We start from the raw sequence: 17,766 nt of genomic DNA on the forward strand, positions 1-17,766 counted from the left end.
TTCTCGAAGACGGACTATGGGTGGCCGACGTCGACCGGTCGTGGTGGGGATGGTAGGGCCCGCACGGCGGTGTGATCGCCGCGTTGGCCGTGCATGTGGCGGCCGAGACGGTCCCGGAAGCCGATGTGCGGGCGGTCGACCTCCGCTTCTCCGGTCGTCCCGGCGACGGTGAGCTGCGGTTGACCTCGACGGTCACCTCGGCCGGGCGCAGCACGCGGATGGTGGATGTCGTCGTCGCCCAGCAGGGGCTGGTGGTGGCGTCGGCATCGGTGACGATGGGGCAGCTGTGCCCGCCTGCCGCCGCCGACATCGCCGACATCTCGGCGGACGTCGTGCCCGCGCCGGAGAGCTGCGCGCCGTTCTCGATCCCACCGGAGATCGTGCCGATGGGGCAGCACCTGGATCTGCGGCCGACCGACGGTCCGCTACCGCTGACCGCGGCCGCCGAACCCTGGATGCGTGCATGGATCTCCACGCAGCGGCCGATGTCGGTGGATGCCGCCCATCGCTCAGTGTTCTTCCCCCGGCGATCGCTTCTTTCCCCCACTGCCGTCGGCGGAGGAAGCAAGACCCGGGGGACGAACCATGCGGCGACAGAACTGCGGCGGCCCTCACGGGCGCGTGAACCGCTCGCGGCGGCCGAGCCGGCGTAGCCGCACCCACTCGGCGAAACCCTGTGGATCACGCTGCTGGACAAGGAAGTACCAGCCGAAGCGAGCGTATTCCTGGGGGATGAGTTTGCGGAGTCCGGGCTGGGACATCAGGTAGCCGCGGTTGCGGTAGGTGAAATACCGCTTGGTCGGGTTGTCGGGGTACTGGGTGTGCATGCGTCCGCCGAGGATCGGCCGGAACTCTTCGGACCCATCGGGGTGCAGATACCCGGCGGTGAGGCAGGTGCCGAACGCGAGCCCGGAGCGCTGCAACCGACGATGGATCTCCACCTCGTCGCCGCGGAAGAACAGGCGCAGGTCCGGAACGCCCACTTCCTCGATCGCGCGCGCGGAGAACAATGCCCCGTTGAACAACGACGCGATACCGGGCAGGAAGTCCGAATCGTCGTCGGTGAACAGTTCGGACCGCTTCCGGCGCCACACCACCCCGCGACGCAGGGGGAAGGCGAGGGTGTCCGGGTCATCGATGTTGGCGACCACCGGCGACACCTCGTCGAGACCGCGACGCTGTGCGCACTCGAGCAACGTGCTCAGCACCGTAGGCCCGTCGGGCCGGCCGTCGTCGTCGGCGCACCAGATCCAGTCCGCGCCCAGCGCCAACGCGTGCAACATGCCGAGCGCGAAGCCGCCGGCCCCGCCCAGGTTGCGCTGTGATCCCAGGTAGGTGGTCGGGATGGGTTGACGGGCGACGAGGTCGGCCACCTCCGGTTCGTCGGCGTTGTCCACCACGATGAGGCGATCGACGGGACGGTCCTGGTTGGCGATCACCGCGAGGGAGCCGTCAAGGAGCTCTACGCGCCGGTGTGTGACCACCACCGCGATCACCTGATCGGTCATCAGTTCCGGGCCTCGCCCTCGAAGGTACCGGCGGTGTCGAGCACCTTGCGCACGTGCGCGGCGGCCTTCGGACCTTCGTAGGCGCCGACGACGCTCTCGATGTCGCCCTCCATCCGGATCTGACCGTGGTCGATCCACAGCGCGCGGTCGCACAACTGGGCGAGGAACTCGTTGGAGTGGCTGGCGAACACCAGGATGCCCGACCGCTCGACCAGCGACTGCAGCCGGGAACGTGCTTTGCGCATGAAGTCGGCATCGACGGCGCCGATGCCCTCGTCGAGGATGAGGATCTCCGGGTCGATGCTGGTCACCACGCCGAGCGCGATGCGCACCCGCATGCCGGTCGAGTAGGTGCGCAGCGGCATCTGCAGATAGTCGCCGAGTTCGGTGAACTCTGCGATGTCGTCGATCTTCTGCAGCATCTGCTTGCGGGTCATGCCGAGGAACATGCCGCGGATGATGATGTTCTCGTAGCCGGAGATCTCGGGGTCCATGCCCACGCCGAGATCGAACACCGGCGCGACCCGCCCGCTGACCCGGCAGGCTCCGCGGGTGGGTTCGTAGATGCCCGACAGCAGGCGCAGCAGCGTCGACTTCCCGGCACCGTTGTGACCCACCAGACCGATCCGGTCGCCGTGCTTGAGGTGCAGATTGATGTTCTTGAGCGCCTCGACCACCACGACGTTGGACTCGGTCGCACCGATGACCCCACCCGCGGCGCCCATCACCGACTTCTTCAGCGACCGCGTCTTGGCGTCGAAGATGGGGAAGTCGACGCAGGCATCCCAGGTGTCGACGCGAACCGTGCTCTCAGATCCCATGTGTTCGTCCCGTCCTAAACCCAGTACGCCACGCGGGCTCGATAGTTGCGCATCACGAACATCGCCAGCACCCAGCCGACGACGGTACAGCCGATGACGATCGCCCAGTGGTAGAACTGCACCGACTCGCCGAGTAGCGGACCGCGCGAGATCTCCAGGTAGTGGAACATCGGGTTGAGCTCGACGATCTTCAGGCGTGACGACTCCTCGCCGGTCGCGCTGGTGAGGCTCTGCGTGCTCCAGATGATGGGGGTCATGAAGAACACCAGCTGCACGACGGTGGACAGCAGCTGCCCGATGTCGCGGAACCGGGTGGACAGGATCCCGAAGACGATCGACACCCAGATCGCGTTGAGCACGAACAATCCGATGGCCGGGACCACCAGCAGCACGGTCCAGTTCAGCGGCGGCGGGAAGATGACGAAGATGATCGCGATGATCACGATGTTGTGCGCAAAGATGATCAGCTGCCGCCAGACGACCCGGTAGACGTGCACGCTGACCGGTGCGGGCAACTGCTTGATCAAGCCTTCGTTGGCGGAGAAGACCGCCGATCCCTCGAGGATCGAACTCGAGATGAAGCTCCAGAAGATGAAGCCGAGCGCCACATACGGCAGGAAGAACTTGATGTCCATCCCGAAAAGCTCGCCGTACAGCAGACCCATGGCGACTGCGGTCACGCCCGTTGCGATCGTGATCCACAACGGACCGAGGACCGACCTGCGGTAGCGCTGTTTGATGTCCTGCCAGCCGAGATGCAACCACAGCTCGGAGGTTCGCAATCCTCGGGAGAGATCGGCGACGGCACGGCGCATGGTGCGCGAGTCCGACACCAAGGGTGCTGCGGGGATCTCGTCGCTGACTACGGAGGACACGGGGACACAGCTTACAAGCGGCCGCTCAGAGGTACTGACCGGTGCTGGGGCCGGCCGGTCCGTTGCCGGTCATCATCCCGGGCGGCAGCTGCCCCTGCCGCATGTGCTCGAGTTGGGCGCGGGCCGCCATCTGCTGGGCGAACAGTGCGGTCTGGATGCCGTGGAACAAACCCTCCAGCCAGCCGACCAACTGTGCCTGCGCGATGCGCAGCTCCGCGTCCGACGGGGTGGCCTCGTCGCCGAACGGCAGCGCCAGACGCTCCAGTTCGTCGCGCAGCTCGGGCGCCAGGCCGTCTTCGAGCTCGCGGATCGACGACTCGTGGATCTCGCGCAGCCGGTTGCGGCTCGCCTCGTCGAGAGGAGCGGCGCGGACCTCCTCGAGTAACTGCTTGATCATGGTGCCGATCCGCATCACCTTGGCCGGTTGCTCCACCATGTCGGCGACGCTCTGGGTGTCGTCGTCCTGGTCGTTCTGTTGGTCGGCGGCGGCCTGGCCGCCGACGACGATCACGTTGTCGCTCTCGTCGCCGGTGCGCGGGTCGCCGCCCGGAAACGGTGCGGAATTCGGTCCAGAAGACATGACGTCCATTGTGCCGAAGGCCACCCGGGGCCTGCGCCGACACCCCATGTCTATGGTGAGACGTATGCCCTTCGACGTCGCCCACGTGCGTGGATTGTTTCCCTCGCTCGGCGACGGCTGGATCCACCTCGATCCGCAGGCGGGAATGCTGATCCCAGACTCCGTCGCGTCGGCTGTCTCGACGGGCTTCCGGCAGTTGTCCTCCGCACCGGGGGGCGAACATCCCGGCGCCCGTGCCGCCGCCGACGCCGCTGAGCGGGCACGCCGGGCGGTGGCCGACCTGGTGGCGGCCGACCCGGCCGGAGTGGTCCTGGGCCCGTCGCGCTCGGCGTTGGTGGCCGGACTCGCCGAAGCTCTGCCCGCGTCCACCTGGTTCGGCGCCAACGTGGTGGTCAGCCGACAGGACGACGAACCCAACATCGTTCCGTGGATTCGCGCCGCCGACACGCACGGTGCGCAGATCCGCTGGGCCGAGATCGACGTGGAGACCGGCGCACTGCCGACCTGGCAGTATCGCGAGTTGATCGACCAACGTACCGCCGTCGTCGCGGTCACCCTGGCCTCCTCGACGATGGGCGCGATCACCGATGTGAGCGCGATCGCCGCGTCGGCCCGCCAGGTCGGCGCGCGCCTCGTCGTCGACGCGACCAGCGCCGCCCCCTACATGCCGCTCGACATGGCCGAACTGGGCGCCGACGTAATGCTGGTCTCGGCGGAACGGTGGGGCGGTCCGCGCGTGGCGGCGATGGTCTTCCGCGACCCGTCGGCGATGGCGTCGCTGCGTACGCTCGCGATGAATCCGCGCGCCGAGGGTCCGGCGAGGCTGGAACCCGAGCCGTTGCAGGGCGGCTTGCTGGCGGGTCTGACGGCGTCGGTGGAGCATCTCGCCGCGCTCGACGACGAGTCGGCCGGCACGAGGCGGCACCGTCTGGTCACCGCACTGGGCGGTGTGTCGGAGTACACGAGGCGACTGACGCTCTACCTGATGACCACCGTTCAACACCTCAACCAGGTGAACCTGATCGGTACCGCCGCCGACCGCGTCCCCGCGGTGAGCTTCACGTTCGACGGCGTCGCGGCGGAAAAGGTGGTGCGGCGGTTGGCCGACAACGGTATTTGCGCGCTGGCCGACGTCCCCAGCCGGGCGTTGGTCCGGATGGGTGCCGACGACTTCGGCGGCGCCGTCACCGTCGGGCTCGGCCCGTACTCGACGCCCTATGAGGTGGATCACCTCGTGCGGACGCTCGGTTCACTCGGTTGATCGAACTTCTGGGCAATTGTCCCAGAAGGGGACGTTGCGATTAGCGATGTGTCATCGCGGCCATTAGGTTTACGACAATGAAGGTTGTCACTTGGCCGGCGGAGAGGTGATGGGCGGCAATTGCGAGGAGCCCTTCCGGGAGCTCAGTCCGGCACAGCGTCAGGTGTGGCGCACCTTTGTCAGTGGCGGGTGGGGACTGCTCGCCGAGATCAACAACACGATGTCGGCGGCAGGTCTCTCCCAGGTCGACCTGCGTGTCCTCGAAGGACTGCAGGACCGGGAGGAACGCGGCATCAGCGAACTGGCCGCGGTCGTGCACATGTCGGTGAGCACGGTGTCGCGGCAGATCACCCGGATCGTCGAGCAGGGGCTGGCCGAACGCGCGGAGTCGGAGACCGACGGCCGGCATCGTCTGGTCCGGATCACCGATCGGGGCCGCGAGGTGCTGGCCCGGCACGCCGCGGTGCGCGACGACACCATCGCGCGGCTCGTGGTGGACCCGCTGACCGACGACGAGTTCCGCATGCTCGGCGAGATGTTCGCCAAGATCGCCGCCAACCTGCCGGGCAAGGGACACCCCTGACCGGGTGAGGCGGTCAGTTCACGGTCAGCAGGATCTTGCCGATCGCGTCGCCGCTGTCGAGGCGGGCGTGGGCTGCCTCGGCGTCGGCGAGTCCGAAGGTGGAGTCGACGATCGGTAGCACCTCGCCGGAGTCGAGCAGCGGCCAGGTGATCCGCCGTGTCGTGGCCACCACCTCGGCCTTCGAGTTGCTTCCGGTGACCGGGCGTGATCGCAATGTGGTGCCGATGACCGACGCCCGTTTGGTCATCAGCGCCGCGATGGACAGTTCGGCCTTGGTGCCGCCCTGCATGCCGATGATGACCAGCCGGCCGCCGGTGTTGAGTGCCCTGACATTCTGTTCGAGGTACTTGGCGCCCATGATGTCGAGGATGACGTCGGCGCCACCGCACTCCCGGATGATGTCGACGAAGTCGTCGTCGGCGTAGTTGATGAGGACCTCGGCGCCCAGTTCACGGCACCGATCCAACTTCTGCGCGGTCCGCGCGGTGACGGCCACGCGCGCACCGATCGCGTGCGCGACCTGGATGGCGTGCGTCCCGATCCCCGACGACCCGCCGTGGATCAGCAGCAGCTCCCCGGATGCCAGATGCCCGGCGTCGAACACGTTGGACGCGACCGTGCACGCCACCTCGGGTAGCGCGGCCGCACTGACGAGATCGACGGCGGTCGGCTTGGGCAGCACCTGCACCGCCGGCACCGCGACCTTCTCCGCGTAACCGCCGCCGGCCAGAAGTGCACAGACCTCGTCGCCGACCTTCCAGCCCGACACATGCTCACCCAGCGCGGCGATCCGGCCGGACACCTCGAGCCCGAGGGTGTCCACCGCGCCGGGCGGCGGCGGATACAGGCCCTTGCGCTGCAGTAGATCCGCTCGGTTGACGCCCGCGGCCACGACGTCGATGACGACCTCGTGCGGGCCCGGCTCGGGATCGGGCAGAGTGACGACGGACAGCTGATCGGTTCCGGCTATTGCGCGCACCCTGCCGACACTAGTCACCGGTCGGTCGCCTGGGCCGATGTGCTCGCGACCTGCCTTCTCCAGTAGCCTCGTGCGCAGGGAAGCGTGGCAGAGCGGCCGAATGCACTCGCCTTGAAAGCGAGCGTGGGTAAAACCACCGGGGGTTCAAATCCCTCCGCTTCCGCAGAGCATCGCTGCTGAATGCAGAAACCTCACCTGTCGCCGGCGACCTTCGTTGTGCGGAAGGTCTGTGGCGAGAGGTGAGGTCTCGTGGTCGGGTGGATGTGCGCGGTCAGCGCAGGCGGGAGCGCCGTCGACAGCCTGTTCATTCGCGCGAATGAACTCGCGTAAGGGGCTCAATGCAGAGACCTCACCACTTGCCACAGACCCTCCGCGCGTCGGAGGTCCCTGGCGGCAGGTGAGGTCTTTGGCGCGGCGGCATGCATCCGGCTCGAGATGCGCGTTGCTCAGCCGGCGACCGTGGCGGTCACCTGCAGGTACTCCCATTGCATGACGCCGTCATGCAGGTACCGGTCGGCGAGGCCGGCGATCGCGGCGTCGAGTTCGGCCGCGCGGTCGGTGTCGTCGCCGATGGTGCGGTAGGCGGCGATGGTGGGTCCGTAGGTGGCCTTGAAGAAGTCCCGGAACGCGGCACCGTCGGCGAAGTCGGTCACCTCGAGGGTTGCGGTGGTCGCGACGAGGTCGTGTACCCGTTCACCGAACAGACCGGCCACGTGGGTGGCATCTCCCCAGAGCACGCCGGGCTGCGCCCCGGGCGGGGGAGCGGGTGCGTAGGGCTTCATCACCTTGAACAGCTCACCGATGAAACCCGTTGGGGTCCAATTGATCAGACCGATCCGACCACCTGTTCGGGTGACCCGCGCGAGTTCGTCGGCGCACTCCTGGTGATGCGGTGCGAACATCACCCCGACACACGACACCGCGACATCGAAGGTGTCGTCGTCGAACGGGAGATACTCGGCATCCGCTGTGCGCCAGACGATACCGAGATCCGGGAACCGACTCTCGCCGGTCTGCAACAGTTCCGGGGTGAGGTCCGTGGCGACCACGTGGGCCCCGGTCCGGGCGGCCGGAACGGCCACATTGCCTGCGCCGGCGGCGATGTCGACCACTTTGTCGCTGGCGCCGATGCCGGTGGCCGTCACCAGCTGCGGCCCGAGGTCGGCGATGACGTCGGCTACCGCGGGATAGTCGCCGGACGCCCACATCGCGCGATGACGCTGCTTGATCGTGGCGTCGGTGGTGATGCTGTCGATTGTCATGAACTCGTCTCCTGATGTGGAAGGGACCCGGTGATGCGCTCTACCGGCCGGGTACCGGCGTGACGGGGAGTGCCCAGTCACCATCCCGCGGGCGGGGCCGACGCATCCAGATCAAGATCTGAACTACCTCCGGTTCACAATCTGTACTGGTCAACCGCCGCACGTGGGTGTGTACTGAACGCGGCGGAGCAAAGGTGGTGTGCGATGACCTCGTATGGACAGTTCTGTCCGGTCGCGAAGGCGATGGAACTCCTCGACGAACGGTGGACGATCCTCGTCGTCCGTGAACTGTTGTTGGGAAGCCGACATTTCAACGATTTGCGCCGAGGCGTGCCCAAGATGTCGCCGGCGCTGCTGACGAAGCGGTTGCGGACGCTGGAACGCGCCGGCGTCATTCGACGAACCGAGGTCGGCGGCCGATCGGTGTACACGCTCACCGACAAGGGCGAGGAACTCAACGAGGTCGTCGACGCGCTGAGCGCGTGGGGGATCCGGTGGATCGGCGAGCTCGGCGACGCCGACCTCGACCCACACCTGCTGATGTGGGACATCCACCGGTCGATGCCGATCGACCGGTGGCCGCGCCGCCGCGCGGTGTTGGAGTTCACCTTCCGTGACGTCATCGGCAAGGCGGGCTCCTGGTGGCTGGTGGTGAGCGAGGGAACCCCACAGGTGTGTGACTTCGATCCGGGATATGACATCGACGGCACGGTGGTGACCGATCTGCGCACACTGACCGAGGTGTGGCGCGGCGACATCGATTGGCGGACCGCGTTGGCCGACAACACCATCACGATCATGGCACCTGCCGAGATCCGCCGCGAGGTGCCCGACTGGATCGGGCAGAGCGAGTCCGCGGCGGTGCCCCGGCCGGCGTGAGAGCCGGTGTGAGCGTCAGAGCCAGTCGCGTCGGCGGAAGGTGAGATACAGGGCCGCCACCACCGCGGCGATCAGAATCGTGCTGGTGATGAAACCGAGTGTGCGCTCGTACCCGGGAAACGGCACGTTCTGGCCGTAGAAGCCGGTGATCGCCGTCGGCACCGCGATGATCGCGGCCCACCCCGTCAGCTTCTTCATCACCGAGTTGAGGCGGGCATCGGCCAGCGACAGATTGGTCTCGAACACCGTGGTGATCATGTCCCGCACGGATTCGGTCCATTCGGCCGCGCGCAATGCGTGGTCGTAGAGGTCGGAGAAGTGCGGGTCGAGTTCCGACGGTGCGTCGTTCTCGAAACGCCGACGCTGGATGTTGCCGATGACCTCGCGCATCGGCAGTATGACGCGGCGCAACAGCACCAGATCCTTGCGCAGGTCATAGGTTTTGCGTTGCAGCTCCCGAGCCTCGACCCGCTCGTCGAACAGCGACCCCTCGAGGGACTCCACGGCGTCATCGAGACGCTGCACGGCATCGAAATGGCCGTCGACGACGACGTCGAGCAATCCGTGCAGCAGCGCGCCGACGCCGTACTGTTTGCTGCCCATCTCATCCCACCGCGACACCACCTCGTCGATGTCGAACCCCTCCGACAGGCGCACGGTGATCAGCGCGTTGTGCTTGATGAACATCGAGATGCGATGCAGTTCGAACTCGTCGGCCTTCTCCGTCGGGTGCTGCATGTCCGGTGAGGTGCCCTCCGAGGAGGTGATGGTGACGGCGTACACCATCAGGAATGTGTGGTGCGCGTAGGTGACGGTTTTGACCCGTTCCGCCTTGGCGGTGGTGTCCTCGATGGCGAACGGGTCGAGATCGAGTTCGTCGGCCAATGCGGCCATGGTGTCGTGGCTGGGGCACTGCAGATCGGCCCAGATGAGCTCGCCATCGTGTCCGATGTGATCGGAGATGGCGCTGAGCTCGAAGCCGTCCACTTTCTCGCCGTTGCGCCAGATCTGGCCCCGCACACGTTCTCCCATGCCCACATCCTGCCACCGGATCGGCGGGTGGCAGGATCGCTGCATGGCTGCGCGGATTCCGTCTCTGACCGGCATTCGCACCATCGCCGCCCTGTCGGTCTGCCTCACCCACGCGGCGTTCTGGACGGGTGACTACACCGACGACTACCTCGGGCGCCTGCTGTCGCGTTTCGAGATCGGTGTCGCCCTGTTCTTCGTCCTCTCCGGATATCTGCTGTTCTCGCCGTGGGTCGATGCGCTCGCGGGTCGTCGAGGTCGGCCATCGGTGGGCCGGTACTTCTGGCATCGGGCCCGACGCATCCTGCCGGCGTACTGGCTCACCGTGCTCGCCGTGTACGGATTGTTCCTGATCTACACACCACCCGACGCCGCGCCCGCCGGCACCGGCTGGTCGGGCTTCCTGCGCAATATGACGCTGACCCAGGTGTACGGCTTCGGTCACCTGCACTCGGGTCTCACCCAGATGTGGAGCCTGGCCGCCGAGGTGGTGTTCTATCTGGCGCTGCCGGTCATCGCCGGGGGGCTGATGTTGCTCTGCGGAGGACGGTGGCGGCCGGATCTGCTGGTGGTGGGATTGGTGGCGCTGATGTTGGTGTCACCGATCTGGTCGGTGATCGTCGCCGGCAGCACCGACCTCAGTCCCACCGCACGGCTGTGGGCGCCGGCCTTCTTCGGTTGGTTCGTCGCGGGCATGCTGCTGGCCGTCGTCGGACGCCTCGTCACCCGGTGGGATCCGACGATCTCGGTGGCGGTGGCCGCCGGGGCGTTGCTGCTGAGCGGCACCGCCATCGCCGGTGAGCCGACCATCACCCCCACCACTGCGTCGGCCACGATCGTCAAACATCTGCTCTATGTGGTCGTGGCGGTGGGACTGATCGGCCCGCTGACGATCCGTGGCGTCGACGGCGGATGCGACTGGTGGGCACGGTGGTGCGGCAGTCGACCGATGGTGTGGTTCGGGGCGATCTCCTACGAGTTCTTCCTCGTCCACCTGATCATCCTCGAGGTGGTGATGGACCTGCTGGGGTGGCGGGTGTTCTCCGGGTCGACGATCGTCGCGTTCCTGCTGACCTCGGCCGTCAGTGTGCCGGTGGCCTGGCTGTTGCATCGGGTCACCCGGCCGATCACGCTCGCTCGCACGCCCGAGCCACTTGTCGGGCGCGGGTAGGATCGGCGGGACAGATGGCGCACCGGGCGCGATTCGAGGCCGGGTGGGAATTGAGGATTGACTGACGATGGTCGACAACCGGCGCCCCGGTGTTCCGGCCGGGGCCACGACAGACGACGAGATTCGCGCATGGTGCGACGAGTCGCGGCTCCCCGGTGAACGTCCGGAGCTCTCCGACACCGCGGCGGTCCTGATCGCGTCGGGTTTCCTCACGCCGGCCGGACGGGCCATCGTGGTCCGCCGGATCTCCACCGGCCTCCCGGTGCCCGTATTGCCCGGCGGCTTCGGCGACCTGCGTCGCCTGCAACGAGCCATCGCCCAGGCCGAACAGCAGCTCGACAACCCGATGGTGCCCGGTGTCGTGGCAGCCGTGATGCGCAACCGCGTCAACGGGCTGCACCGCCGACGCGATGACGCGCGCAAGTACATCGTGACCGCCAAGGGCGTGTTCGCCGGCGGCACACGGGCGATCCGGCGGGAACGGCGTGAGAACGTCTACCTCGAGATCGAGGAACGGGAACGGTTGTTCGCGGGGCTGCTGTGCACACCCACCCCCAATGTGCATTCGTCGGGGTACATGCGCCGCGCCGGGACCGCCGCCTTCGACCGGCTCGCCGGTGTGGTCGGCCAGGTGGCGTCGCGCTCCGGATATCCGCAGGCCGGTGAGTGGGCGAGTCAGATCCTCGCCCCGGAGCGGGAGGATGCGACGTCGGTGACGTCGCCGAACGCGGGTGCCGCGACCTTCGTCGACGGCTACGAGACGCTGCTGTTCGTCGCCGGCCACTTCTACGACCGCGTCGTCGGCAACCCGGCCTGGCTGTCGGATCATTTCGAGGTGCAACGCACGCAGGTGAACCTGCACGCGGAACTCGCCGAGATCGCCGCCGACGTCATCGCGCTGCGAGCCGTGCGCATCGACCTCGACCGCGCCAAACGCAACGGCGGGTTCGACCAGTCCTTCGCCGACCACATCGACCGGCGCGAGAAGACGCTGCGGCCGGTGTGGACCGAACTGATCGACCGCGTGCAGGCGCTCGGTGAGGTCGCGGCAGTCGTCGAGTCGGCGGCCGTCGAACTGCGGGTGCTCGCCGAGTACAACCGGACCACCACGATCGACGAACGGATCGACGAACTCATCGCCCGGTCCGGTGACCGGGAGATGTCGGTGGACAACGCCAAGCGGCTGACCGAGCAGGTGCGCAGCGGGGAAGAACAGTTGCGCATCTACCGGGATGTCCTGCAGGGCAACATCGCCCGGATCTCACCGGCGACCGCCCGGGAACTGCCGGCTCGCTACGAACCGTCCTGAGGCCGCATCCAGGAACGCAGGAACGCCTTCTCCGTCGGGCTCAGCCGACGCAGGGTGTGTGCCTGCGCGTCGACCACCGCCATCTGGGTGCTCGCCACGCATGCGGCCTTCGTGGTCGCGTCGTCGCCGCACGCGCGGATCTCGTAGCCGATCGTGAAATCCACCGAGCGATGGCCCGCGATCCACATCCCCACCCGCAACGGTGTGTCGTCGTGCCGCAGTTGGCGTTGGTACCGGATCTCGACGTGCACGATCATCGCGCTCATGATCAGTGCCGCGACGTCGTCGTCGGACTCGCTCGCACTTCTCGCCGCCATCAGCCACTCGATCCGCGCCTCCTCCATCAAGGTGACCATCCGCGCGTGATTGATGTGTCCGAAGGCGTCCATATCCGACCAGCGCACCGGAACCCGCGCGGCGAACGCGAAACCATCGGGGTCGAGACCCGTACCGGTCGGTACGTCGGGACTGGGTGACGAGGGCATCGGCCGCCTCCTGATGGTTGTGCGCGCTGGTCTGGCCGGCGTGCGCGCGCTGGTCTGGCCGGCGTGCGCCGGGGCGACCTGCAGCATAGTGTCGGGGGTTCCGAAAGGCGTCGTCCGATCAGTACTCTGGTCGGAGGACATCGCGGTCGGCCGGGGACACCGTGAATTCAGTTTTTCGGACGCCCCGTACGACGACGTCGCGGGCGGCACGTGCGTTGTGGTGAGGGAAAGCATGCGGAAGTCGTATCGGTGGTCGGCGCTCGTGGCCGCCATGCTGATCGGGGTGCTCGCCGCGCCCGGGGTGGCGCACGCCGACACCAAGGTCGCCGAGATCTCGAAGGCATCCAAGCTGAGTCCGCTGCGTACCGACATCTGGGTGGACTCACCGTCCATGGGCGGCAAGGTGAAGGTTTCGGTCCTCACCCCCCAGTTCTCGTCCGGCCCACGTTCCACCGTCTACCTGCTCGACGGTGCCGACGCGGGTGAGGACGTCAGCGATTGGATCACCAAGGGCAAGGCCGGGAAGTTCTTCGCCGACAAGAACGTCAACGTGGTGTTGCCGACCGGCGGGGCCGGCAGCTTCTACACCAATTGGGTGCAGCACGACCCGGCCCTGGGCAAGCCCCAGTGGGAAACGTTCCTCACCAAGGAATTGCCCCCGCTGATCGACGAGCGTTTCGACGGAACGGGTCGCAATGCGGTCGTCGGCCTGTCGATGGGTGGACAATCGGCCTTCACCCTGGCGATGCGTCAGCCCGCCCTCTACAGCGGGATCGCGTCGCTGAGCGGATGCCCGCCGGTGTCCGGGCCGGTCAACGAGAGCTACGTCCGCACCACCGTCGCCCGCAGCGGCGGCGACGCCACCAACATGTGGGGTCCGTTCGGCTCGGCGAACTGGGCTGCGCACGATCCCAGCAAGCATCTGGACCGGCTCCGAGGCAAGGACATCTTCATCGCAGCGGGCTCCGGCGCGATCGGGCCCCGCGATCTGACCGCTCCCTATGATCCGGAGGACGGCCCGCGTGAGGCGGTCACCGCCGCCGGCTCGGCTCTCGAACTCGGCGCGTGGCGCTGCTCGTTGGAGTTCGCCGCCACCCTACGGGCCAACAACGTGGCATTCACCGACGGCTTCCGGCTGATCGGCACCCATAGCTGGATCTACTGGGAACAGGATCTCCGGAAGGCCTGGCCCACCATTTCCCGCGGCCTGTGAGCTCCTAGTCGGACGCCCGCGCCGCCCACTGCTCGGCGAAGCGCAGGAAGATGTCGTCCTCGGCCGGATGGGTGACGGTGACCCGGACGCCGTCGCCGGCGAACGGCCGCACCACGACCCCGGCCTCGACGCAGGCCTGCGCGAACTCGATCGTGTCGTCGTCGAGTTGTAGCCACACGAAGTTCGCCTGCGAATCGGGCACCCGGTAACCGAGGTCGCGCAGTCGTCCGGTCACCCGGGTGCGTTCGGCGACCACGGCGTCGGTGCGGGCCAGCAGTTCGTCTTCGGCGGCCAGCGACGCCAGCGCAGCCTGTTGGGCGACGCTGTTGACGGAGAACGGGATATGCGCCTTGCCCAGGGCGGTGATCACCTCCGGATCGGCCAGTGCATATCCGACCCGCAACCCGGCCAGGCCGTAGGCCTTGGAGAAGGTGCGCAGCACCACCAGGTTGCGGAACTCGCGGCGCAGTTCGAGGGCGTCGTAGGCCTGCGTCGGACCTAGTCGGAGGTATTCGAAGTAGGCCTCGTCGAGGGCGACGATGACGTCGGACGGCACGGTGCGCAGGAACTGTCGCAACGCGTCGGCCTCGACGACCGTGCCGGTGGGGTTGTTCGGGTTGCACACGAAGATCAGTCGGGTGCGGTCGGTGATCGCGGCCGCCATCGCCGGCAGGTCGTAGGTGAGCTCCGACGTCAACGGCACCTGGACGGGCGTCGCACCGGCCACTCGCGTCGCCAGCGGATAGGTCTCGAACGAGCGCCAGCCGAACACCACCTCGTCGCCGGGCCCGCTGGTGACGGTGATCAGGTTCTGACACAGAATCACCGACCCGCAACCCACCTGCACCTCGGCCTCGGTGACGCCGATCTTCTTGGCCAGTGCGGCGGTGAGTTCCACCATGCCGTTGTCCGGGTAGCGGTTGACGCCGGCGGCGGCGGTGGCGATGGCGTCGCGCACACTGGGCAGCGGACCCTCGGTGACTTCGTTGCTCGCCAGTTTCACCGCACCCGGAAACGTCTTGCCGGGGACGTAGACGGGGAGGTCATCGAGGTCGGGGCGGATGCGCAGGGACACCCGTCAAATGTAGTTGCGTGCCGCGTGCGCAGCCAAAACCGGTCGGCCGCAATCGTGGTTTGCTTCGCGGCGCACAGTGTGTGTAACCTTTCGCTTCGGCAGTTCGAAAGGACTCCGCCAAGGAGGCGTGCCAGAGCGGCCGAATGGGACTCACTGCTAATGAGTTGTCTCGCTAACACGGGACCGGAGGTTCAAATCCTCTCGCCTCCGCCGACCCGAGGTCGCCGACCGCGGGATGAACAACTGAATACCACGCGCCCGTAGCTCAACGGATAGAGCATCTGACTACGGATCAGAAGGTTTGGGGTTCGAATCCCTACGGGCGCACAGCGACGACATCCCGTCACCGACTCCCGGTGACGGGGTGTTCGCCTTTTCGGCACGTGTCCAGGGGCAGATGGCGGCCGGCCCCGAATTACACACATGTGAGTAGATCCTGTGGACAACTCGCCGCCCAGGTCATCCGCCCGGGACGCCCGATCACCCGTACGATCGCCCGGTGTCGAGCAGCCCACCGATCATCGTCGTCAGCGGTGTCGTCATCCGCGACCGCCGTGGCCGCCTGCTGACGGTGCGCAAACGCGGTACGTCGCGGTTCATGCTCCCCGGTGGCAAACCCGAGCCGGCAGAGTCGGCGGCCGACGCTGCCGCACGTGAATGCGCGGAGGAAGTCGGACTCGTCATCCCGGTCGAGCGGCTGACCGAGCTGGGTCGGTTCCGGTCGGCGGCGGCGAACGAGTCCGGATTCGAGATCGACGCAACGGTATTCGGCTACGACGGTGTGGTCGACGCGCTCACGCCATCGGCGGAGATCGCCGAGATCCGTTGGCTCGACGTCGAACTGCGGCCCCTGCCGGATGACCTCGCACCGCTGTTGGTCCACCATGTGATCCCCGGTCTGTGACCTCCGTGGCGGCCTGAGGGTGGCAAGGTCGCGACACAGAGTTTTCGCAGGGTTCACCGATCGCAAGGTCATCTCCGTTAGCGTGACCCGCGAGATCGATGTCGTGACGCACCCACCGAAAGGTTCAGGCTATGAGCTCGTCCTCGCCCATCTCCAAGCTCGCGGCGGAGTTGTTCGGCACGTTCTGGTTGGTGTTCGGAGGTTGCGGTTCAGCGATCTTCGCGGCCAAACAGATCGCGGAGGCCACCGATGGTGGTGACAACTATCAGGTCGGTATCGGCTACCTCGGCGTCGCGCTCGCCTTCGGGTTGACCGTGGTGACGATGGCCTATGCGGTGGGCCACATCTCCGGCGGACACTTCAATCCGGCGATCACCCTCGGCGCCGTGATCGGCGGCCGGATGTCCTGGAAGGACCTCCCCGGATACTGGATCGCACAAGTGGTGGGTGGTCTGCTCGCCGGTCTGCTGCTGCTCATCATCGCCAGCGGCAAGGACGGATTCGACCGCATCGGCGGGATGGCCGCCAACGGCTACGGCGACAACTCGCCGGACGGGTACTCGCTGCTGGCGGTGTTGATCGCCGAGGTCCTGCTGACGGCATTCTTCTTGCTGGTGGTCCTCGGCACCACCGGTGGCAAGGCCCCCAGCACGTTCGCCCCGCTGGCCATCGGCCTGTGCCTGACCCTGATCCACCTGATCTCGATCCCGATCAGCAACACGTCGGTGAACCCGGCCCGATCCACCGCTGTGGCGTTCTTCAACGGCGACGGGGCGCCCGGCCAACTGTGGCTGTTCTGGGTGGCGCCACTGCTCGGCGGACTCATCGGCGGGCTGCTCTATCCGCTGCTGTTCGAGGACGGCAAGCTGAAGATCGGCGCCGCGAAAGCCTGAATGCGATCGCGGCGACGGCCGACGTAGTGTCGAAGAGTGGGCGGTGTCGCCCATGGGCCGGCCTGGTAACGAGCCGGTCGCCGACACGACGGGAGGCCGACAATGGGAGACCCCACCGGTACGCCCCCACGTTCGGCGCCACCCCCGACTCCCGCTCCCGCGGACGACCTCTACCGAGCTCCGCTCTACGGGCAGCTGTATCCGCCACTCGGATATGCACCGGACGGGACGCCGCTGTTCGTACCCGGTCAGCCGACCGCTGCCGGCAGCCGTCCGACCGGGCCATGTGACGCTGCGCCGGGCGCACCACAGGCACCGGGGACAGACGATGAGCCGGCGGGGGAGCCGGCCCCGTCACCCCGCCCGGCCACGGATCGGCGGCTTGTCGGTCTCGTCGCGCTGGTCGCGGTCGCCGCGCTCGGGCTGCTCGCGCTGACGGTCGGCCGGGCCGCCCTGCGCGGCGACGAACCGGTCACCCAGCCGACGCTGCCGATGGTGATCTCCGAACTTCCGACCCGACCGCCGACCGCGGCGCCCGGTGCGCCGACCCAGCCGGGCGCGCCCGGAGTTCCCGGGCAACCTGCCGGGCGAGAGGTCACCTATGAGGTGACCGCCAGTTCGCCGGCGACGATCCTCTACGTCGACGACGTGGGGTTGCGCACGACGGTCGGTGCGTCGGCCGCGTGGACCATCACCTTCACCGGGTCCGCCAATCCGTTGCGGGTGCTGGTGCTCGCCGGCGCCGGCGAAGCGGGATGCACGATCAGCGTCGACGGCCGGGTCGTCGCCGAGGATCGCATCACCGCGGACTCGCCCCGACGCACCGTTTCCTGCCGGGCCTGAGGTGAGCGAGGTCACCTACGAGGAGGGCCGGCCTGCCCATCGAGTGTGTGCGTCGGTGCCCGGGTCGCTACCGTAGATCTGTGAGTGCTTCGCAAA

General features: G+C 67.4%; 19 protein-coding genes and 3 tRNA genes. 13 read left to right on the forward strand and 9 right to left on the reverse strand.

What is annotated here, in order from left to right; genetic code table 11:
• Positions 1–71: 71 nt before the first annotated feature.
• Positions 72–653 carry an acyl-CoA thioesterase domain-containing protein gene (locus tag NWF22_RS11175; RefSeq protein ID WP_258321390.1) on the forward strand — a complete coding sequence of 194 codons (582 nt, stop codon included), beginning with the start codon at positions 72–74 and terminating at the stop codon, positions 651–653.
• Here the strand turns inward: NWF22_RS11175 and glfT1 are convergent.
• The 4 genes from glfT1 to NWF22_RS11195 are packed head-to-tail and all read right to left on the reverse strand — an operon-like array spanning position 612 to position 3,784.
• Positions 612–1,508, reverse strand: a complete 897-nt coding sequence (glfT1, locus tag NWF22_RS11180) for a galactofuranosyltransferase GlfT1 (RefSeq protein ID WP_160901776.1) — start codon at positions 1,506–1,508, stop codon at positions 612–614. The two genes, NWF22_RS11175 and glfT1, sit on opposite strands and share 42 nt — an antisense overlap.
• Positions 1,508–2,329 (reverse strand): galactan export ABC transporter ATP-binding subunit Wzt/RfbE, encoded by an 822-nt coding sequence (wzt, locus tag NWF22_RS11185; protein WP_160901777.1) that lies wholly within the window; start codon positions 2,327–2,329, stop codon positions 1,508–1,510. The genes glfT1 and wzt overlap by 1 nt, the downstream gene beginning before the upstream one ends.
• A gap of 14 nt (positions 2,330–2,343) precedes the next feature.
• Positions 2,344–3,204, reverse strand: coding sequence for a galactan export ABC transporter permease subunit Wzm/RfbD (gene wzm / locus NWF22_RS11190; RefSeq protein WP_160901778.1), 861 nt, complete (start codon positions 3,202–3,204; stop codon positions 2,344–2,346).
• A 25-nt stretch (positions 3,205–3,229) separates the two neighbouring features.
• Positions 3,230–3,784 carry a bacterial proteasome activator family protein gene (locus NWF22_RS11195; RefSeq protein WP_160901779.1) on the reverse strand — a complete coding sequence of 185 codons (555 nt, stop codon included), beginning with the start codon at positions 3,782–3,784 and terminating at the stop codon, positions 3,230–3,232.
• 64 nt (positions 3,785–3,848) lie between these two features.
• Between NWF22_RS11195 and NWF22_RS11200 the strand changes: the two genes are divergently transcribed.
• Together NWF22_RS11200 and NWF22_RS11205 are read left to right on the forward strand one after the other, a co-directional pair.
• Positions 3,849–5,045, forward strand: coding sequence for a cysteine desulfurase-like protein (locus NWF22_RS11200; RefSeq protein ID WP_160901780.1), 1,197 nt, complete (start codon positions 3,849–3,851; stop codon positions 5,043–5,045).
• A gap of 91 nt (positions 5,046–5,136) precedes the next feature.
• The gene (locus NWF22_RS11205) at positions 5,137–5,628 is read left to right on the forward strand and encodes a MarR family winged helix-turn-helix transcriptional regulator (RefSeq protein WP_233751040.1); all 492 of its coding nucleotides are present in this window, start codon (positions 5,137–5,139) and stop codon (positions 5,626–5,628) included.
• 13 nt (positions 5,629–5,641) lie between these two features.
• Here the strand turns inward: NWF22_RS11205 and NWF22_RS11210 are convergent, their stop codons facing one another.
• Positions 5,642–6,607: an NAD(P)H-quinone oxidoreductase gene (locus NWF22_RS11210; protein ID WP_160901781.1), complete on the reverse strand. Its 966-nt coding sequence runs from the start codon at positions 6,605–6,607 to the stop codon at positions 5,642–5,644.
• 78 nt (positions 6,608–6,685) lie between these two features.
• Here NWF22_RS11210 and NWF22_RS11215 point away from each other — a divergent pair.
• Positions 6,686–6,770: transfer RNA gene (locus NWF22_RS11215), tRNA-Ser, on the forward strand.
• Between the two features lie 283 nt (positions 6,771–7,053).
• On the opposite strand, the gene NWF22_RS11220 is transcribed toward NWF22_RS11215, so the two are convergent.
• A complete protein-coding gene (locus tag NWF22_RS11220) occupies positions 7,054–7,869 on the reverse strand; it encodes a class I SAM-dependent methyltransferase (protein ID WP_160901782.1) in 816 nt (271 codons plus the stop codon).
• A 204-nt stretch (positions 7,870–8,073) separates the two neighbouring features.
• Between NWF22_RS11220 and NWF22_RS11225 the strand changes: the two genes are divergently transcribed.
• Positions 8,074–8,748, forward strand: a complete 675-nt coding sequence (locus tag NWF22_RS11225; protein WP_160901783.1) for a winged helix-turn-helix transcriptional regulator — start codon at positions 8,074–8,076, stop codon at positions 8,746–8,748.
• Positions 8,749–8,763: 15 nt separating this feature from the next.
• On the opposite strand, the gene NWF22_RS11230 is transcribed toward NWF22_RS11225, so the two are convergent.
• The gene (locus NWF22_RS11230; RefSeq protein WP_160901784.1) at positions 8,764–9,780 is read right to left on the reverse strand and encodes a magnesium transporter CorA family protein; all 1,017 of its coding nucleotides are present in this window, start codon (positions 9,778–9,780) and stop codon (positions 8,764–8,766) included.
• Positions 9,781–9,823: 43 nt separating this feature from the next.
• Between NWF22_RS11230 and NWF22_RS11235 the strand changes: the two genes are divergently transcribed.
• Positions 9,824–10,948, forward strand: a complete 1,125-nt coding sequence (locus NWF22_RS11235) for an acyltransferase family protein (RefSeq protein WP_160901785.1) — start codon at positions 9,824–9,826, stop codon at positions 10,946–10,948.
• A 67-nt stretch (positions 10,949–11,015) separates the two neighbouring features.
• Positions 11,016–12,257, forward strand: coding sequence for a hypothetical protein (locus NWF22_RS11240; RefSeq protein ID WP_160901786.1), 1,242 nt, complete (start codon positions 11,016–11,018; stop codon positions 12,255–12,257).
• Here the strand turns inward: NWF22_RS11240 and NWF22_RS11245 are convergent.
• On the reverse strand, positions 12,242–12,742 hold the full coding sequence (locus NWF22_RS11245; RefSeq protein WP_160901787.1) for an acyl-CoA thioesterase: 501 nt from the start codon (positions 12,740–12,742) through the stop codon (positions 12,242–12,244). The genes NWF22_RS11240 and NWF22_RS11245 overlap by 16 nt on opposite strands.
• A gap of 232 nt (positions 12,743–12,974) precedes the next feature.
• Between NWF22_RS11245 and NWF22_RS11250 the strand changes: the two genes are divergently transcribed.
• Positions 12,975–13,955, forward strand: coding sequence for an alpha/beta hydrolase (locus tag NWF22_RS11250; RefSeq protein WP_160901788.1), 981 nt, complete (start codon positions 12,975–12,977; stop codon positions 13,953–13,955).
• Between the two features lie 4 nt (positions 13,956–13,959).
• On the opposite strand, the gene hisC is transcribed toward NWF22_RS11250, so the two are convergent.
• Positions 13,960–15,030, reverse strand: coding sequence for a histidinol-phosphate transaminase (gene hisC / locus NWF22_RS11255; RefSeq protein ID WP_160901789.1), 1,071 nt, complete (start codon positions 15,028–15,030; stop codon positions 13,960–13,962).
• A gap of 121 nt (positions 15,031–15,151) precedes the next feature.
• On the opposite strand from hisC, the gene NWF22_RS11260 reads away from it, so the two are divergent.
• From NWF22_RS11260 to NWF22_RS11280, 5 genes are all read left to right on the forward strand, one after another.
• A tRNA-Ser gene (locus tag NWF22_RS11260) sits at positions 15,152–15,240 on the forward strand.
• 44 nt (positions 15,241–15,284) lie between these two features.
• Positions 15,285–15,357: transfer RNA gene (locus NWF22_RS11265), tRNA-Arg, on the forward strand.
• A 172-nt stretch (positions 15,358–15,529) separates the two neighbouring features.
• A complete protein-coding gene (locus tag NWF22_RS11270; protein ID WP_258321391.1) occupies positions 15,530–15,934 on the forward strand; it encodes an NUDIX hydrolase in 405 nt (134 codons plus the stop codon).
• Between the two features lie 131 nt (positions 15,935–16,065).
• On the forward strand, positions 16,066–16,827 hold the full coding sequence (gene aqpZ / locus NWF22_RS11275; protein WP_160901790.1) for an aquaporin Z: 762 nt from the start codon (positions 16,066–16,068) through the stop codon (positions 16,825–16,827).
• Between the two features lie 102 nt (positions 16,828–16,929).
• Complete coding sequence (locus NWF22_RS11280) at positions 16,930–17,670, forward strand: hypothetical protein (protein ID WP_160901791.1); 741 nt, start codon at positions 16,930–16,932, stop codon at positions 17,668–17,670.
• Positions 17,671–17,766: the final 96 nt, after the last annotated feature.

It is taken from the genome of Gordonia mangrovi, assembly GCF_024734075.1.
In the GTDB taxonomy this organism is placed as follows: Bacteria; Actinomycetota; Actinomycetes; order Mycobacteriales; family Mycobacteriaceae; genus Gordonia; species Gordonia mangrovi.

Coding starts and splice junctions, on each gene's coding strand:
- glfT1 (WP_160901776.1), bottom strand. CDS start 1,508: ATGACCGATCAGGTGATCGCGGTGGTGGTCACACACCGGCGCGTAGAG.
- wzt (WP_160901777.1), bottom strand. CDS start 2,329: ATGGGATCTGAGAGCACGGTTCGCGTCGACACCTGGGATGCCTGCGTC.
- NWF22_RS11195 (WP_160901779.1), bottom strand. CDS start 3,784: ATGTCTTCTGGACCGAATTCCGCACCGTTTCCGGGCGGCGACCCGCGC.
- NWF22_RS11200 (WP_160901780.1), top strand. CDS start 3,849: ATGCCCTTCGACGTCGCCCACGTGCGTGGATTGTTTCCCTCGCTCGGC.
- NWF22_RS11220 (WP_160901782.1), bottom strand. CDS start 7,869: ATGACAATCGACAGCATCACCACCGACGCCACGATCAAGCAGCGTCAT.
- NWF22_RS11225 (WP_160901783.1), top strand. CDS start 8,074: ATGACCTCGTATGGACAGTTCTGTCCGGTCGCGAAGGCGATGGAACTC.
- NWF22_RS11230 (WP_160901784.1), bottom strand. CDS start 9,780: ATGGGAGAACGTGTGCGGGGCCAGATCTGGCGCAACGGCGAGAAAGTG.
- NWF22_RS11235 (WP_160901785.1), top strand. CDS start 9,824: ATGGCTGCGCGGATTCCGTCTCTGACCGGCATTCGCACCATCGCCGCC.
- NWF22_RS11240 (WP_160901786.1), top strand. CDS start 11,016: ATGGTCGACAACCGGCGCCCCGGTGTTCCGGCCGGGGCCACGACAGAC.
- NWF22_RS11245 (WP_160901787.1), bottom strand. CDS start 12,742: ATGCCCTCGTCACCCAGTCCCGACGTACCGACCGGTACGGGTCTCGAC.
- NWF22_RS11250 (WP_160901788.1), top strand. CDS start 12,975: ATGCGGAAGTCGTATCGGTGGTCGGCGCTCGTGGCCGCCATGCTGATC.
- aqpZ (WP_160901790.1), top strand. CDS start 16,066: ATGAGCTCGTCCTCGCCCATCTCCAAGCTCGCGGCGGAGTTGTTCGGC.
- NWF22_RS11280 (WP_160901791.1), top strand. CDS start 16,930: ATGGGAGACCCCACCGGTACGCCCCCACGTTCGGCGCCACCCCCGACT.